Genomic DNA, 15,002 nt, shown 5'->3' with positions numbered 1-15,002 from the left:
GATACATCTTCCTAATGAGTATAACTGCAATTAAGTAAGTACGGTCATCGCCTCTCTTGTAAATGGAACCAGATCATCGGTGCGTCCTTCTTGAATTTTTTTAGCCCATTCAGGGTCGACCAGAAGAGCGCGTCCTACAGCTACCAAATCAAACTCATCATTCTGAAGTCGTTGTACCAATCCATCGATACCGACGTTACTTGCGCCTTTACCTTCTGTGAACAGACTTGTAAAGTCACCATCAAGACCAATCGAACCAACGGTGATTGTCGGTTTGCCAGTCAGTTTTTTGGTCCATCCAGCAAAATTCAGATCAGAACCTTCGAATTCCGGCTCCCAGAAACGGCGTGTGGAACAGTGGAAGATATCGACTCCAGCTTGAACCAACGGTGCGAGAAGCTGCTCCAGTAATTCCGGTGTTTCAGCCAATTTAGCCTGATAATCATCTGTCTTCCACTGAGATAAACGCAGTACAATCGGGAAGTCCGGTCCAACTACTTCACGGCAAGCCTCAATCACTTCAACTGCAAAACGTGTGCGAGCCATCATATCTCCACCGTAACGATCCGTACGAGAGTTGGTTTTCTCATACAGGAATTGGTCGATCAGGTAGCCGTGTGCTCCATGGATTTCAACACCATCGAACCCAACGCGTTTCGCTTCTGAGGCTGCTTTTGCGAATTCCTGAACGATTGTAGCAATCTCAGCTTCCGAATAATCATTAACATGACCTTTGGCTCCCATATGCCAGATCTGTGGAATAATTCGACCGCCAGCTTCATGTACTTCAGATACAACATGTGCCCACCCATTCATTGCAGCTTCCCCATAAAAGTGCGGCACATTGGCTTGATTGGATGCATCCGGGTGATTAATTATCGTCCCTTCCGTCACAATAAGCCCCACTGCGTTCTCTGCTCTGCGGCGGTAATAGCCCGCAACATTCGAACCCGGGATACCTTCCGGAGAAAATTGACGCGTCATCGGCGCCATCACGATCCGATTGGATAATTTCAATTGACCTAACTCTATAGGCTGGAACAATGCTTCTATGGATTGAGAATAATTCATAATAACCTCCAAATATTTAGTTTTATATAAGTTGAACTAGGAGATGTTAAACAGCTACCAGCCTGGTTAACAGCTAGACGTTACTTCCAAATGAATCAATACACGATTTTTATTGAAAAGCCCCACCTCCTTCAAGGTTTCGTGGTGTATTAATCCGCCTTAAATTTATTTTTGACTTCGTAGTCAAGAATTTAACAAAAAAAAGATCAAGACATGATCATGCCAAATGAAGTACGCAGAACCGTCTCGATCTGTTCACGGGATGAACCTGATTTCTCCATAACTCTCACACCCAGGATGGTGTTATTTAGATAAGATGCAAGCTCTATACTCGTATACCGGTTGGAAATTAACTGTTGTTTCTGACCGCTACTTATGATCTTCTCTAATACCAGTTGAATCTCTTCTGCCATGAGCTCAGCTTCGCGTGTGACTTGCTCGTCCTCTGTTCCGAATTCAAGGGATGCATTCACAATTAGACACCCTTGGCAGCCAATTTCATCGTCTAAAAGGGACTCTCGTAAGGCATCCAGTTTATCACCGGGAGACGAATCCAAGGCTTCAATCTCCTTCAGTTTCGCTATAACCTGTTCACGGTAAAGTGCCAGCGCCTTCAGGAACAATGATCGCTTGTCTTTAAAAACACAGTACAAACTTTGCTTTTTGACTCCTGTAGTACGCGTAAGGTCCTCATAAGAAGTTGCTTTGAAGCCTTGATTCCAGAACACTTCCATAGACTGGTGTAATACACGATCGACATCAAATTCTCTTGGTCTGCTCATGGGATTAATATATCAGTTATTGACCATGTAGTCAATAACTGATCATTTTACGTCAGCTAATCTCTACGGAAATTTCCTGCAGGTCCCTTGAATGCAGTCTAACTCTTCCGGTAAGCAACCTTGTGAAAAGCATTGATATAACGAAACAATGCTTCACCATCATCAGGCACATGCGTGCTTTTATCCAGCGGAAACATCATTGCCTGATACGGCTCTGGCACCATTTTATATTGATGGACATAGGAGGTCAGGATGAACCCGTTACGTTGCCAGAACTGAATGCGTTCCTGATGAGCCTCCGTTGTCCCGGACTCCGCCTCGATAATCATACCTTTGATCCCGTGTTCCCTTAACGCCCAGGCTCTAAGCTGCTCCAGCATCCAGGTCCCTATGCCCAACCCGCGCAGCTTCTGTTCAACCGCGAGGTAATCGAAGATCAGAATGCGGTCCGCAGCCTTCCCCTCCAGTCCAGTAACAGCCATCGCAACCACTTCTCCATGATGCACGCCCGTGTGTAAATAACCAATCCCCCGGTCAAGCATACTGCGCAGAATCGCTTTTGTCTTAGCGCCGCTTTGAAAAGCCTCATGATAGATTCGCTCCATCCGCGCCCACAATGCTTCATCCCACTCATCTATAGTAGTAAACTCTAATTCCAGCATCTCATTCGCCCCCAGATTTCTATCATAACAAATAACGCCTCTACTAATAACAGTGTTAAACGTCTGTAGAAGGCACTCTACTGTCTAGTTCTTTTATAAATGAGTCAAAGAAAAAGCAGTGTACACCACTTGTACGCTGCTTTTTACTCGCTTTATCAGCTTACACCGAATTCAAAACATGTAAGAGATATTCCTTCCGATTTAATGGATTATGATCGTATCTTGTACATGATGGCACTTCACCATCGAAGGGCTCATAGCCATAAAATTCGGATAGCAATACACCTTCACCTTGGGTCCAACCCGGAAGTTGGTTCTTGAATGACTGAATATTCTTAATCGGGATCATGCCATATATCATAAATACCTGGTCATTCTGAATCGGATCCTGATAGGTTGAAGAGGCTTGAGTTAGTTTAAATAAAATCCTACTTAGATAATTAGCAGGAACCTCTAATTCGAACCGATGAATGGGTTCATAAATTTGAGTAGTTGCTTCAGCTAGTGCTCTCATTAACACAAGAGGCGTTAATTTTCGAAAATCACTAGCTGTACTAACTGCACTTGCATAGGCGGTATCCGTAAGTGTCACAATTAGATCGCGAACTTCCCAACCATATAGTCCTTGCTTAAGCGTCTCATAGACGGTTTCTTCAATTGCCTTATGAAACGATAAAGGTAGGGAGCCGAGCTCTACTTCTAAATGATATTCAATACCGGTTGAACGAAGATTCGGGTCAATACGAAAGCCTATAGTACTATAAAATGGGTTTCCCTTGTCTCCCATTCTCTCAACTGCCTCCCCTGTAAAGATAGGCTTTTCAATATAAATAGGCTGTGTCTCAAGAAATTCGATATCGATTTGAGCGTCTTTTTTCAGTTGATCCCGAATCACTTCTTTTTGAATTTCACCATAAAGATGAATAGATAGCTCCCTTTGAAGAGAATTCTGTTTGATATGAATAAATGGATCCTGTTCGGCTAATTTTTTCAATGCTCTGAATAAATGAATGGTCTCGTTTTCGTCAGAGGCTTTGATCGTTGTTACTAAACTAGGCGGCGAGAACAGGGTTTCGGTCGTTTCATTGGAAGGAACACCGATATCATCGCCAACCTGGCAGTCTGTTAGACCCATAATTTTTACGATATCTCCACTTGCAGCAATTGTTCCATCTGTTGTTTTTCCAGAAAAGAAGTGCTTCAACCCCGTGACCTTGTTGGTAAATTTGATAATTTCTCCTGTTTGATTCATCCGATAATAGGTAAGACTCTCACGTATTTTGATTTCACCAGAGAAAACTCGTACGTAAGCGATCTTTTCGTCGTTTTTTCCACGTTCAATTTTAAAAACTCTCCCTCTTGTAAAAGGAGTATTTTCATAATGAACGGAAGAATGGCAATTCTGTATGGCTGTAATCAAATGGGGAATGCCCCTACCAGTAATTGCTGAACCAAATAGCACCGGATAAAGCTGTGCTTGCTTGAACTGTTCTAGAAACTCCGATTCAAAGTCATCAGGGGCTAATTCTTCAGAGCTGTAAAGATATCGTTCGAGAAAGCGTTCATTATTATCAGCTAAACGATTTGCTAGGTCTTCCATAAATTTCTGATTATTTTCCGTGAACAATTCCATATGCGCAGCTGATGTGCCGATATTATAAACAAAGCCCATTGCTAAAGCATGGGGTGTCAATTTATCATGGATTTCAGTTAGTAACGATTCGTACCTAGCACCCACACGATCAATTTTATTGATAAAAAAGATTGTAGGGATTCTCAATTTAGCAAGTGTCTTCATCAAAACTCGTGTCTGAGTTTGAATACCTTCGACAGATGAAATGACAAGGATGACTCCATCTAATACTCGTAAAGCCCTCTCAACTTCAGAGATGAATTCGGGGTGACCTGGTGTATCAATCAAATTCACTTTCACATCATTAACCGTAAAAGAAACGACAGCAGATTGGATGGTAATTCCTCGTTGTCGTTCCATTTCCATAGAATCTGTTTGCGTATTTCCTTTATCTACACTGCCGATTTCAGATATGATACCCGTTTCAAAAAGTAATCTTTCAGTTAAACTCGTCTTTCCTGCGTCTACATGCGCAAGAATCCCTATATTTATATTTCTCAATCGTTATCATCCTTTTTATTTTCATATTATTCTCCTTTTGTATAGTCATAGTATTTTTTTGCATACTATTCACGCTCCTTATATGTAATACTCTTATTATACTTTTTATGAATTTTATTACAAACCTTCAACTTCAGATTCGTTATCCATCTAGATAAACTCAAAATGAAAAAGACCGTAAAGAAACTAATTCTTCACGGCCCTTTCTTTATAAGGTAGGTCAATGATTCATATAATAGTCATATAGTTGCTCGAAGGTTGTAAAGCGTTTAACTTCTCTGCCAACCTTATCATACTCGTCTAGATATTCATCCATCACTTCAAGGAACTTCTCTTTCATTACTGGTAAATTACTTGCATCAAAGTACTGCATAAGATCAAATTTCTTGGTCCCCTTCTCCACAGCCATTTCATCAAGATACCCTTGTGCTCCAAAGGCTGAAAGAAAGACGTAGGAAGCATCATTTGTTGTAACACTGTTCAAGATTTTATTGTAGTAGTTGCACCACAATTCTTCGTATGTTCCCCTCAGATTATCAAAGTTAGGAGTAGGTTTAACAATGAAGTTATCACACATCGTACTATGTAACCTTGTAACGCCATTCAACATTTTAAATGATGCTATTCGGATATCTTCAATGGTATGAGCTTCGATGATTGACATGTATAAGGATTCGAGATCATCCGGAACATAGCGAAACGAGCGTATCTCTTCCAAATATCGCTTGATTCCACGTTTGATACACGTGTTATTCATACTGACCAAGGCATTAACTAGATTGTACAGAACGTCGGCAGATGCATGTCGCACTGAACCGATATCTTCACCTAGCATCGTATCGCTGTATGCTTGCTTAGCCAGATCGATCCATTTTTTTGCTCGATTAAGACACTCTTCTCCTATCGGACTCGCAAGTGCATCAAGAGCTTTTTGCCTGAAGTCATTCAATTTCTCCAAATCCTCAGGTTTAGCATAGTAGAGTATTTTGAGCTCGGTTAGGCTCGATACGTTGGGACTCTCTAATGTCGATTGCTCTTGTATTCTTGAATCCCATGGCGTGCAATAGATGTCATATCCAACGTCATCCAAGATGAAGCAATCGGATATTCCCCATCCCCTCTCTGTATTGTTGATAATAATCAAATCAAGATCGCTCTTCTCGTGAAAGTCCCCGGTGCTAAATGAACCCGTAAGCCCAATAATGGCGATATCGTCTAGAAAATCTCTTTTTGCGCGTTCGATAACCATGTTAATCAACAGTTCATTTTTGCCCAGCAGCTTCTTCTTCATGATTTTGTTCATTCTTTACACCCCTTCATGCAAGCAGGCCGTTCTTCATCCCAACAACCTTAACTTGAGTTTATCGATGTAGAGGTGCGGTTTCTATGTATAAGTTGATTAAATCCATCTTTGCACAAAACCCGCTAAACCGTCGATACGACCATTTAGCGGGTTTCATTAGTTCTTACTATAAACAATTTTCTTTATGCTTTCGTAGGACAAGAAATACTGAGCCGCCAAATCCTCTATGCTGACTCCATTGCGAAACAAGGATTTGATCTCAGCGTTTCGAGCAGAGACCCTACTTTTGCTTTGTGTTGTCTCGCCCCATTTTAGGTGTGCCTCTTTGGGTTTGGGGATATAAATCAATTCGCCTTGAACGTATTTCTGAATGATACGTAGCAGTTCTTCGGGAAAAACGAACTCGGCATTTGAATATTTCATAAGCCTCACTCCTTATTTAATAAATCAATAAGGTGCAAAGCCAGTTAGTAGAATATTACGATTTGTCGTTGGCAATGTGATTTCCCCTAAGCTCTATGCAAAGCATTGCCATATCCTTTACTGGCTTTGCATAGAGCCATGCATATAAGAAACCTACCCCGATTGTTTTCAATAGCCTCACCTCCATAGAAAATAGTTAGATTAACCAAGAAATCGCTAATGCGAATATTAAGTATCTCCGTATTTAACCAATTCTCCAGGTAACCGTTAAGTTTTGATTTAAACTTTTGAATCTTATAAACAATGGTTGTCGAATAAGACCTCTGCGGTTAGTTGGATGTGTGCTCTAAAGATCTGTGTAGCACGTTCACCATCGCGGCTAAGAACAGCATCTGCTAATGCCTTATGTTCAGCGATTCCATCCCGTACTTGCTGTTGCGGGGGGGAACAATGTCGATAAAATTCGCTCAAATCCCAAAGGTTGCTGCAGATATCCAAGAGAACTGGATTCGGACATGCGGCAATAAGCTCGTAATGAAATTGACGATGAATCTCAGACCATTCTTCGCGGACAACAAGCTTTTCATTCCCTTCCTTGTACTCAGCCGTTTGCGATAGCTTGTGATGCACGGCAATTACATTGGATTCCCATGTGAGATCACCATAGGCGATGGATAGGCGTAAAGCTTCAGATTCATTGATTAATCTCGCTTGTATGATGTTGTTCAGCTCTTCCTCCGACGCCGTCTTTACTGAAAATCCGTGGTTAGGATTTTGCTGTACCAGACCCTGAGTCGCCAATCGCGTCAACGCTTCGCGAACAACAGCAACTGAGACTTCGAAAGCTTTAGCTAATTCCGCAACTTTTAATGGAGAGCCCGGTTCATATTGTCCAGTCAAAATATCGGATTGTAGTTTCTTCCTGACATTCTCGCTTAAGGTGGACGAACCATTCCGTTTGGCCATGAAACAGCACCTTCCTTCTTACACATTATAATTCTACGTAATTGTATGTAGATAGTTTACACCGTTATCAATAAAAAACAAACATTAAATTCGATAGTGAATTATAAAAACGATTATTGTTTACAGAATCGATTATTTAATATATTATCGAAAATGAAAATAAAAGGAGGTAATTTACAATGAACAACAATCCATTTTCCAAATTGCCAGAAGTAGCAGTCTTTCAGTTGGAGAGTAATGACATTATGGAGGGACATCCTCTACCGACCCAGCATTATTCGGAGATGTCAACACTAGAGGGAAGTAAAGATCTCTCGCCCCATTTGAAGTGGTCGGGTGCACCCGACGGGACAAAGAGTTTTGTCGTAACTGCATATGATCCGGACGCCCCAACTGGATCGGGGTTGTGGCACTGGGCCGTTATCAACATCCCTGCCAGCGTAACCGAGCTACCTACAGGCGCAGGTGACGAGTATTCCAGCGGTTTGCCGCAAGGCTCCTTGCAACTACCGAATGATTTGAGACTTGAACGCTTTATCGGTGCAGCGCCTCCAGCGGGACACGGTCCTCATCGATATTATTTTGTCGTTCATGCGCTGGACGTCGAAAATATTAGTGTCGCCCCTAATTCCACGCCAGCTCTCCTTGGATTCACCATGCTGAGTCATACGCTGGGGAGAGCAGTTCTCATGGCAACAGGGGAAATCAAGTAAACCAAGATGTTGAAGCATAGGAAAGAATGATATGAAAAATTCCGAGTATCTTATGTGTGTTTACGATTTTTTTTGCACACAACAAGGTTTGAAAAACAAAGTACTCCATACAATGCGGAGTCAAGTACGGAGGAAGTGGTGAAACTGAACGATCAGCCACATCATCATGTATGCCCCAATTGCCAGCAGCCAATTATAATTTTGAAACATACCGTCATTTGCGGCTGCGGGAGCAAGATTAAAAACAAAGTGAAATTTAAAATATATCCAGAAAAACTGAAAAGTCCTCATCATTGAGGACTTTTCAGTAAATTAGCGTTGACCATCTCTGTCAGCGAAGTATTTAAAACATTACATTGTAGGCTTAACCAGATGAAACTTTTATCATCAAAGGAATACAGGCTCGTTATTTCATCAATACAGTTTTATCCTATAGAAATGAGGCATTCCAATGCAAACTAATCATAGCGTTCAAAAAAATAAAGGAGAATTATTACTTGGTTTACTTGTCTTTACACTCATCATATCCGTCATGAATGCAACCATGTTTAATATTGTACTCCCTAATATCAGTAAACAATTTCAAATTTCTTCATCGCAAGCGAGTTGGATCATCACAGGCTATATGATTGTGTATGCAATTGGCTCGGTAACTTACGGTAAATTGACAGACAGATACAGCTTGAAGAATTTATTGACGTTTGGCCTACTACTTTTTGCAATTGGATCTGTCACTGGCTTAGTGGCTAGTGAATATTGGATAGTCATTGTGGGGCGAGTTGTACAGGCAGCTGGTGCATCAGTCATTCCGGCGATTTCTATGATTGTACCCGTTCGTTACTTTACACCTGAAAGGCGCGGTCGTGCATTAGGTACCGTTGCAATCGGATTTTCATTGGGTTTGGCCTTTGGTCCGATCATTGCCGGCGTGGTAAGCAGTACATGGAACTGGCGGGTACTATTTGTAATCTCGCTTTTATCATTACTTACTTTGCCGATGTATCGGAAATATTTAGATGATGAAAAGGGAGTTTCCAGAAAAATGGATTATATTGGCGGAATTCTTTTGGCCGGTACCATAGCCATTTTGTTACTGGCTTTAACAAACGGAAGTGTTTGGCTTGCCTTAGGCGGGATTCTTATTTTCATTTTTTTCGTACTACGTATACGCTATACACCAAACCCATTCATAAACCCGGCCATATTTCGAAACAAACCGTTTTCATTCGGTCTAATTATTACTTTCGTCATGATCGGGATTGGCTTTGCCTTTCCATTCATTACACCTCAGCTACTTTCTTCTGTAAACCACTTGTCACCGGTTTTCATCGGAATAGTTATGCTGCCGTCGTCTTTAATGGCAGCGCTTTTGGGTCGACAAGGCGGTAAATTAGCAGATGATAAGGGAAATCGTTTCCTTGTGTTTACTGCAGCTGCACTTCTTATTATCGGTTTTCTTTCTTTGTCTTCAGTCGTTGGTATGTCGCCAGTATTTATAGCGATCTTTCTTATTTTTGGTGTTCTTGGTCAATCGTTCATGCAAATTGCAATGTCAAACACGGTTTCACGTACACTCTCAAAAGAGAATATCGGCGTAGGGATGGGCTTATTCTCGATGGTCACTTTTATCGCTACGGCCACATCAACAGCTGTTATCGGCAAGATACTAGACCTGGGCACATCGACCATTCGCTTAAATCCGATACCACAAAACAGTGCAACTTTTGTATATAGCAATATTTTCCTTATACTTCCCATTCTTATCGTTGCCGTAGCTGCATTATATTATGTCCAATTCAGGCGAACAGGTAATTTGGCTAAGGACGAAAAGATGAATAACGAACCAGTTACTTAGTCACGGTACTATGGAAATGCTAGGTCAGATCGGGTTAGATAACTTCAATAATCAAATCTAGCCTGCTTAATCAAAAAATCTGCATACCAGTTCATTTAAAGTTAATAAGTGACATTCTTCTTGCTGAGAATTTATAACTCTTAGGTTCTATGCTGTTAATTAGAATCACACTTATTACGGTTTCTCTGTGCTGTCTGTATCGGCAAGGTTAAAGGCCATCCCTTTGTGGGATGGCCCTTCGGCTTTGTTAAAATATCGTATCCGTTAACACAAAAAGTCCATATCAATATAGGGAGTGTTATTTAACAAATTTTCATAGTAGAAGCGTCGGGCTTGCTCATCCCATTCGCTCCAATCAGGAGCGTTAAAATCTCTGCTTCTATAGAACGCGGCTAATACTCTAGCTTGCCTTATATTAATAAATAATGGGATTTTGTTTAACCAACTTTGACTCACCGTATTTTCCTTACAATAGCCGTCTATTTCTTCTCGAATATGAGTACCGTTTTAGGATTTGCCATGTATTCTACGGAAGATTCCAAAACATCGGATACAAAGCGTACCGGTACAAATGTACTGTTATTCTTCAACAACAACGGTGCATCAACGGATACCGTTTCTCCATTTACATTTGCTTTCTTCTCATTGACAGTCCAATGAATCGTCCTGCTGCCTTTGCGGATCGTTACCTCTTTTTTGCTTTGATCCCAACTCACTTCCGAACCTAACCACTTAGACACAAACCGAATGGGCACATACGTACGGCCCGAAGCAATAAACGGAGCATGGGTAAGTTTAAAGGGACTTTCCCAGACATAAGCGGTAGTACTGCCTATTACCAATCTCTGAAATTTTAGTTGGCTCTGGCGAGACGCTTCCCCATCTAGCTCATTGAGAATTTTAAGCGTTTTGGAAGGCGGGGGATCTCTCAGATCCAAATAGTTGTTGCTTAATTGCAAGAAGGTCACAAATCCTCCGGTATCATAATAATGATTGAACGTAAGATTGCGAATAGGTTCTAAATTCCATACCCGGTTGTTATCTAAGTATAAGACATTAAGAAATTCAAGAGATTTTAAAGGAGCTAGATCATAAACCAAATTTGACTTAAGGTCTAATTCGCTCAGCTTTGTCATCTTTTTCAAAGGATTAAGATCTTTGATCTGGTTTTCCGAAAGGTTCAATTTCGTTAACTTGGTCAGCTCTCTGAGTGGTCCAATATATTCAGGATGATCGGTTGGAGCAAGCAATCAAGGACATCTTACAAAAGGATGATAATGAAGCTGTCACGCAGAGAGATATGAACGATCATCCAAAAGTAATTTTGAACGATCGTTCTTAAATCGATTTTCTTTCCTTTAGAATAACAGCCAACAACTTCAAAGCATGCTGCGTTCAATCATCAATACTACTTTTCTATATAGTTATAGTTCCTTTTTTTTCTCAGCAAGTTGTCGACGATATTCTAATGCAGGCAACCCACCCCAGCCCCAATTCTCAGTATCTACCTCTTCAATAACGACAAAAGTTGATTCTAGTGGTTTGTTCAGAACATCAAGTAAAAGCTCACTAACCCCTTTAATAAGCTTCGCTTTTTCTTCTGCAGTGACAGATTGATGATCAGGCGTAGTACCCTCGCGGGTTACTTGAATGGTAACAATCGGCATCGATATCTCTCCTATCCCATTTGAATTAATTAGCGACCAGCATTCTGACCACCATCAACATAAATTGTCTCACCTGTAATAAATTTAGCCGAATCCAAAAATAAAACGGCATCCACAACTTCATGTGCCTCACCCATACGTCCCAATGGATGTAGCTCAGCAAGGGCTTCGTGGGATTCGACGGAATGCATCGGTGTTTTAATAACTCCGGGCGAAACTGCATTTACTCGAATACCACGAGAAGCATATTCAATAGCTAACGATTTCGTTGCAGATTTCAAACCACCCTTTGTTAGTGAAGCCAGTACGGAAGGAACCGCAGTAGATGGCCGGTCTACTAGACTCGTCGTAATGGTAACAATATGTCCTGTGCCTTGTTTCAACATCTGAGCCACCACTCGTTGCGTAATATGGAAGAATCCAATAACATTAGTGGATAAATACGTTGTAAATTCCTCTTCCGAGTACTCTGTAAAAGGCTTGGATAAGAAGATACCTGCATTATTAACCAATGTATCGATACGTCCAAAATGAGTCAAACTTTCATCGATTAATTGTTGTGCAACCATAGGGTCAGCAATATCACCTGCAACAAACCGAACTTGCTTTCCTGTAGGATCAATTTCTTTAGCAACCTCAGCTAGTGCTTGTTCTCGGCGCCCGTTGATAACTACATTTGCTCCTTGCATCACCATTTCAATTGCCATAGCCTTCCCAAGACCGCTACTTCCTCCAGTTATTACAAATACTTTCCCCTGAATAGTCATGTGTTATTATCCCCTTATGATTATTTATGTTGAATAAATATGGCTCAACGAATCTTCATTATTCTTCTAGGCTGTTTTTAATCCGTCCTGCAATCATTACAGTGCGTTTTGCTTGATGTTCAGCAGAAGCACGCACGTCTTCCTTCATAGCCCCATCTTGATTCACCGTTACACTTGTGCCATATGGATTACCTCCAGCCACAAAAACAGATGGGTCAGTAAATCCTGGAGCTGCAACAATTGCACCCCAGTGGTACATTGAAGTGTACAGTTGAAGGATCGTTTGTTCCTGTCCAGCATTGGAATTTTGAGCGGAGGTCATTGCACTCACGACTTTATTTATCGTTTTACCTTGAGCCCAAAGTCCACCTGTTGTATCAAGGAATTGCTTCATCTGAGCTGGTAGATTACCAAATCGTGTAGGCATGCTAAAGATGATTGCATCGGCCCATTCCAAGTCTGCTAAAGAAACAGTTGGAATGTCTTTGGTTGCTTCAAGATGCGATTTCCAAGATGGATTACTATCAATAACAGATTGTGGCGCAGTTTCCGCTACCCTTAAAACTTTTACATCTGCCCCTGCTTTACGACCACCTTCCGCCGCCCATTGAGCCAGCTGAAAGTTTGTACCGTTAGAACTATAATAAATAACCGCTAAATTCACTTTTTTCGACATTAGTGTAATCTCCTTTTTGAACAGTTTTTTAAATAAACTCATGGTTAGTCACTCCAAATTTAATTATTATCTGATAAAAATACAGCTTCATTTCCTTTTAATTTCCGATAAGTGCATTTAATATAGATATTTAGATGTTTTCAAATGCTTGTATAAATTCATGGGGAGATTTTAAACCAGATAGGTGGACTTCATTATTGATTACAAAATAAGGAACACCTCTGATCCCTAGATTTTGAGCGTCACGTTGGCCCAACTTAACTTCTTCAAGCCCTTCGCCGTTTAAAAGGCGGAATTTTAGTTCAGCAGCATTGTTAATTCCGATTGTTTTTCCTAGTTCCACAAGTTCATTAACATCACCAATATTAATTCCATTTTCAAAGTAAGCCGTGTATATATTCTCAATCAGTTGCTCTTTCAACTCCTCTGGAGTAATAGCAATTAACTGATGAGAAAGCGTAGAATTAGGAGTGAATTTCACAATATCCATATTAAATTCAAGGCAGAAATGAGCTCCATATTCGTTGTACTGCCGCATTCTGGCTTCAAACTGTGCAGCACCGCCTAAACGGCCAATCATAACTTTCCGATATTCTTCTCCTTCAGGACGCATACCAGGGTTAAGCTGAAAAGCATGCCAACGGACGGTTATCTCTGTATCTTCAGGCAATTGTTTTAAAGCGGTTTGCAAACTTGATGTTCCCATGCGGCACCACGGACAAACCGTGTCCATGAACACGTCTATACTTAAATTTTTCATTATTTAACCACAACTGGCTTTACCGTTTGAACATGATGAACGTAATCAAGACTGCTTTTTTCCAATCGTTCCTCCGTAACATCGGAAGTGTCATTTAATGAAAAATGAGGAAGATAAGATGCGCTGATAAAATGAGCCAGTGCTTCGATCGGTCGCAAAATTTCTTGCAGAGTAAATCGATTGAACTCGGTAGCTTGATACGATTCTGCAGTTCCGTAGGTTGAAATAGCTACACCGATTTCTTTACCTACTGTTTTAGTACCTTCCGGACCAAATGCCCAGCCATATAGCAGTACAGAATCAAACCACTTTTTCAACAGTGACGGCGTGCTGTACCAAAAAAGCGGAAACTGGAAAATAATTCGGTCGTGCGCCTCAATCAATTGCTGCTCCCTAGAAACATCAATTTTTTCATCAGGATACGTTTTGTACAATTCATGAATAGTAATATCATCATGTTTTTGTAATTCCTTCATCCATGATTTATTCCAGCTGGATTCTTCGATATTGGGGTGTGCAACGATTACTAAAGTTTTCATTTTATTAGCTCCATTCAAGTTATTTTTATAATTACATTTGAGTTTGATAGTTATTTATTCTCAAAAAAAGGTACATCTTTCATGAAAATACTTTCTTGTTTATGAATCAATGCTCCACCGAGCTCAGAGATTCTCTTTACTTCAATCCACTCAGGATCATTACGGAAGCGATCATAGTTAAGATTACGCAACTCCATATTCTCATGCTCAACAATGTAATATAGACGATTGTTCACTTCATCAGAATCTTCCCAAAAATGTGTTATCTTCATATTATGATTAATAAATAACTGAATAACATGATCCCTAAATCTATCTTGAACAACCTTCATCTTACCTGAGTTAATATGATAAATTCGCAGCTCATATAGCACCTTTTTCCACCTCCTTTGTTAAATACTTTTTCGAAATCTATCTATTAAAAGATAGATAAAAGTCAAAAAAATATTCTTTTATACAATGAATTCTTACAAAGCATTCCTTTATCTCACCAACAGTAAATAGTGAATCTATATTAATTTGAATGCCTTCATAAATAATAGATAGAAAATATTCAGATAAATTCGATATGAATATTTACTGTTTGACTGCATTCTATCTTTTAATAGATAAAGTGTCAACTCTAAATTTAATGTATAGAGGACCTTGCCATTTCATTTATTAAGAACAATAGTATTATATCTA

Annotated in this window: 16 protein-coding genes; 2 read left to right on the top strand and 14 right to left on the bottom strand. The window is 40.3% G+C overall.

Annotation, left to right across the window (positions count from 1 at the left end; translation table 11 throughout):
- Positions 1-30: 30 nt before the first annotated feature.
- The 7 genes from MHB84_RS27505 to MHB84_RS27475 form a co-directional block, all read right to left on the bottom strand.
- On the bottom strand, positions 31-1,071 hold the full coding sequence (locus tag MHB84_RS27505; protein ID WP_179087153.1) for an NADH:flavin oxidoreductase: 1,041 nt from the start codon (positions 1,069-1,071) through the stop codon (positions 31-33).
- Between the two features lie 206 nt (positions 1,072-1,277).
- Positions 1,278-1,853: a TetR/AcrR family transcriptional regulator gene (locus MHB84_RS27500; RefSeq protein WP_076288785.1), complete on the bottom strand. Its 576-nt coding sequence runs from the start codon at positions 1,851-1,853 to the stop codon at positions 1,278-1,280.
- A gap of 98 nt (positions 1,854-1,951) precedes the next feature.
- Positions 1,952-2,515, bottom strand: a complete 564-nt coding sequence (locus MHB84_RS27495) for a GNAT family N-acetyltransferase (RefSeq protein ID WP_076288786.1) — start codon at positions 2,513-2,515, stop codon at positions 1,952-1,954.
- 160 nt (positions 2,516-2,675) lie between these two features.
- Positions 2,676-4,649 (bottom strand): elongation factor G, encoded by a 1,974-nt coding sequence (locus MHB84_RS27490; protein ID WP_076288787.1) that lies wholly within the window; start codon positions 4,647-4,649, stop codon positions 2,676-2,678.
- A 220-nt stretch (positions 4,650-4,869) separates the two neighbouring features.
- Positions 4,870-5,952 (bottom strand): nucleotidyltransferase domain-containing protein, encoded by a 1,083-nt coding sequence (locus tag MHB84_RS27485; RefSeq protein WP_076288788.1) that lies wholly within the window; start codon positions 5,950-5,952, stop codon positions 4,870-4,872.
- Between the two features lie 156 nt (positions 5,953-6,108).
- On the bottom strand, positions 6,109-6,375 hold the full coding sequence (locus MHB84_RS27480; protein WP_076288789.1) for a CD3324 family protein: 267 nt from the start codon (positions 6,373-6,375) through the stop codon (positions 6,109-6,111).
- A gap of 294 nt (positions 6,376-6,669) precedes the next feature.
- Positions 6,670-7,341 carry a GntR family transcriptional regulator gene (locus MHB84_RS27475; protein ID WP_076288790.1) on the bottom strand — a complete coding sequence of 224 codons (672 nt, stop codon included), beginning with the start codon at positions 7,339-7,341 and terminating at the stop codon, positions 6,670-6,672.
- 179 nt (positions 7,342-7,520) lie between these two features.
- On the opposite strand from MHB84_RS27475, the gene MHB84_RS27470 reads away from it, so the two are divergent.
- Positions 7,521-8,054, top strand: coding sequence for a YbhB/YbcL family Raf kinase inhibitor-like protein (locus MHB84_RS27470; RefSeq protein WP_076288791.1), 534 nt, complete (start codon positions 7,521-7,523; stop codon positions 8,052-8,054).
- A 451-nt stretch (positions 8,055-8,505) separates the two neighbouring features.
- Positions 8,506-9,909, top strand: a complete 1,404-nt coding sequence (locus tag MHB84_RS27465) for an MFS transporter (protein WP_076288792.1) — start codon at positions 8,506-8,508, stop codon at positions 9,907-9,909.
- A 479-nt stretch (positions 9,910-10,388) separates the two neighbouring features.
- Here the strand turns inward: MHB84_RS27465 and MHB84_RS27460 are convergent, their stop codons facing one another.
- The 7 genes from MHB84_RS27460 to MHB84_RS27430 all read right to left on the bottom strand — a co-directional run bounded on the left by MHB84_RS27460 (position 10,389) and on the right by MHB84_RS27430 (position 14,692).
- Positions 10,389-11,159: a stalk domain-containing protein gene (locus MHB84_RS27460; RefSeq protein WP_076288793.1), complete on the bottom strand. Its 771-nt coding sequence runs from the start codon at positions 11,157-11,159 to the stop codon at positions 10,389-10,391.
- A gap of 174 nt (positions 11,160-11,333) precedes the next feature.
- On the bottom strand, positions 11,334-11,576 hold the full coding sequence (locus MHB84_RS27455; RefSeq protein ID WP_076288794.1) for a tautomerase family protein: 243 nt from the start codon (positions 11,574-11,576) through the stop codon (positions 11,334-11,336).
- A gap of 29 nt (positions 11,577-11,605) precedes the next feature.
- Positions 11,606-12,343, bottom strand: a complete 738-nt coding sequence (locus MHB84_RS27450; protein WP_076288795.1) for an SDR family NAD(P)-dependent oxidoreductase — start codon at positions 12,341-12,343, stop codon at positions 11,606-11,608.
- A 58-nt stretch (positions 12,344-12,401) separates the two neighbouring features.
- Positions 12,402-13,061, bottom strand: a complete 660-nt coding sequence (wrbA, locus tag MHB84_RS27445) for an NAD(P)H:quinone oxidoreductase (RefSeq protein WP_076288796.1) — start codon at positions 13,059-13,061, stop codon at positions 12,402-12,404.
- A gap of 88 nt (positions 13,062-13,149) precedes the next feature.
- Positions 13,150-13,779, bottom strand: a complete 630-nt coding sequence (locus MHB84_RS27440; protein ID WP_076288797.1) for a DsbA family oxidoreductase — start codon at positions 13,777-13,779, stop codon at positions 13,150-13,152.
- A complete protein-coding gene (locus MHB84_RS27435) occupies positions 13,779-14,318 on the bottom strand; it encodes an NAD(P)H-dependent oxidoreductase (protein ID WP_076288798.1) in 540 nt (179 codons plus the stop codon). The genes MHB84_RS27440 and MHB84_RS27435 overlap by 1 nt, the downstream gene beginning before the upstream one ends.
- Positions 14,319-14,368: 50 nt before the next feature.
- Positions 14,369-14,692 (bottom strand): NIPSNAP family protein, encoded by a 324-nt coding sequence (locus tag MHB84_RS27430; RefSeq protein WP_076288799.1) that lies wholly within the window; start codon positions 14,690-14,692, stop codon positions 14,369-14,371.
- Positions 14,693-15,002 lie beyond the last annotated feature (310 nt).

The organism is Paenibacillus sp. FSL F4-0087 (assembly GCF_038020215.1).
Taxonomy (GTDB): domain Bacteria; phylum Bacillota; class Bacilli; order Paenibacillales; family Paenibacillaceae; genus Paenibacillus; species Paenibacillus taichungensis.
Note: the sequence above shows the minus strand (reverse complement) of the source record. Positions and strands in the feature narration are given on the sequence as shown.

Coding starts and splice junctions, on each gene's coding strand:
- MHB84_RS27505 (WP_179087153.1), bottom strand. CDS start 1,071: ATGAATTATTCTCAATCCATAGAAGCATTGTTCCAGCCTATAGAGTTA.
- MHB84_RS27500 (WP_076288785.1), bottom strand. CDS start 1,853: ATGAGCAGACCAAGAGAATTTGATGTCGATCGTGTATTACACCAGTCT.
- MHB84_RS27495 (WP_076288786.1), bottom strand. CDS start 2,515: ATGCTGGAATTAGAGTTTACTACTATAGATGAGTGGGATGAAGCATTG.
- MHB84_RS27485 (WP_076288788.1), bottom strand. CDS start 5,952: ATGAACAAAATCATGAAGAAGAAGCTGCTGGGCAAAAATGAACTGTTG.
- MHB84_RS27480 (WP_076288789.1), bottom strand. CDS start 6,375: ATGAAATATTCAAATGCCGAGTTCGTTTTTCCCGAAGAACTGCTACGT.
- MHB84_RS27475 (WP_076288790.1), bottom strand. CDS start 7,341: ATGGCCAAACGGAATGGTTCGTCCACCTTAAGCGAGAATGTCAGGAAG.
- MHB84_RS27470 (WP_076288791.1), top strand. CDS start 7,521: ATGAACAACAATCCATTTTCCAAATTGCCAGAAGTAGCAGTCTTTCAG.
- MHB84_RS27465 (WP_076288792.1), top strand. CDS start 8,506: ATGCAAACTAATCATAGCGTTCAAAAAAATAAAGGAGAATTATTACTT.
- MHB84_RS27455 (WP_076288794.1), bottom strand. CDS start 11,576: ATGCCGATTGTTACCATTCAAGTAACCCGCGAGGGTACTACGCCTGAT.
- MHB84_RS27450 (WP_076288795.1), bottom strand. CDS start 12,343: ATGACTATTCAGGGGAAAGTATTTGTAATAACTGGAGGAAGTAGCGGT.
- wrbA (WP_076288796.1), bottom strand. CDS start 13,061: ATGAGTTTATTTAAAAAACTGTTCAAAAAGGAGATTACACTAATGTCG.
- MHB84_RS27440 (WP_076288797.1), bottom strand. CDS start 13,779: ATGAAAAATTTAAGTATAGACGTGTTCATGGACACGGTTTGTCCGTGG.
- MHB84_RS27435 (WP_076288798.1), bottom strand. CDS start 14,318: ATGAAAACTTTAGTAATCGTTGCACACCCCAATATCGAAGAATCCAGC.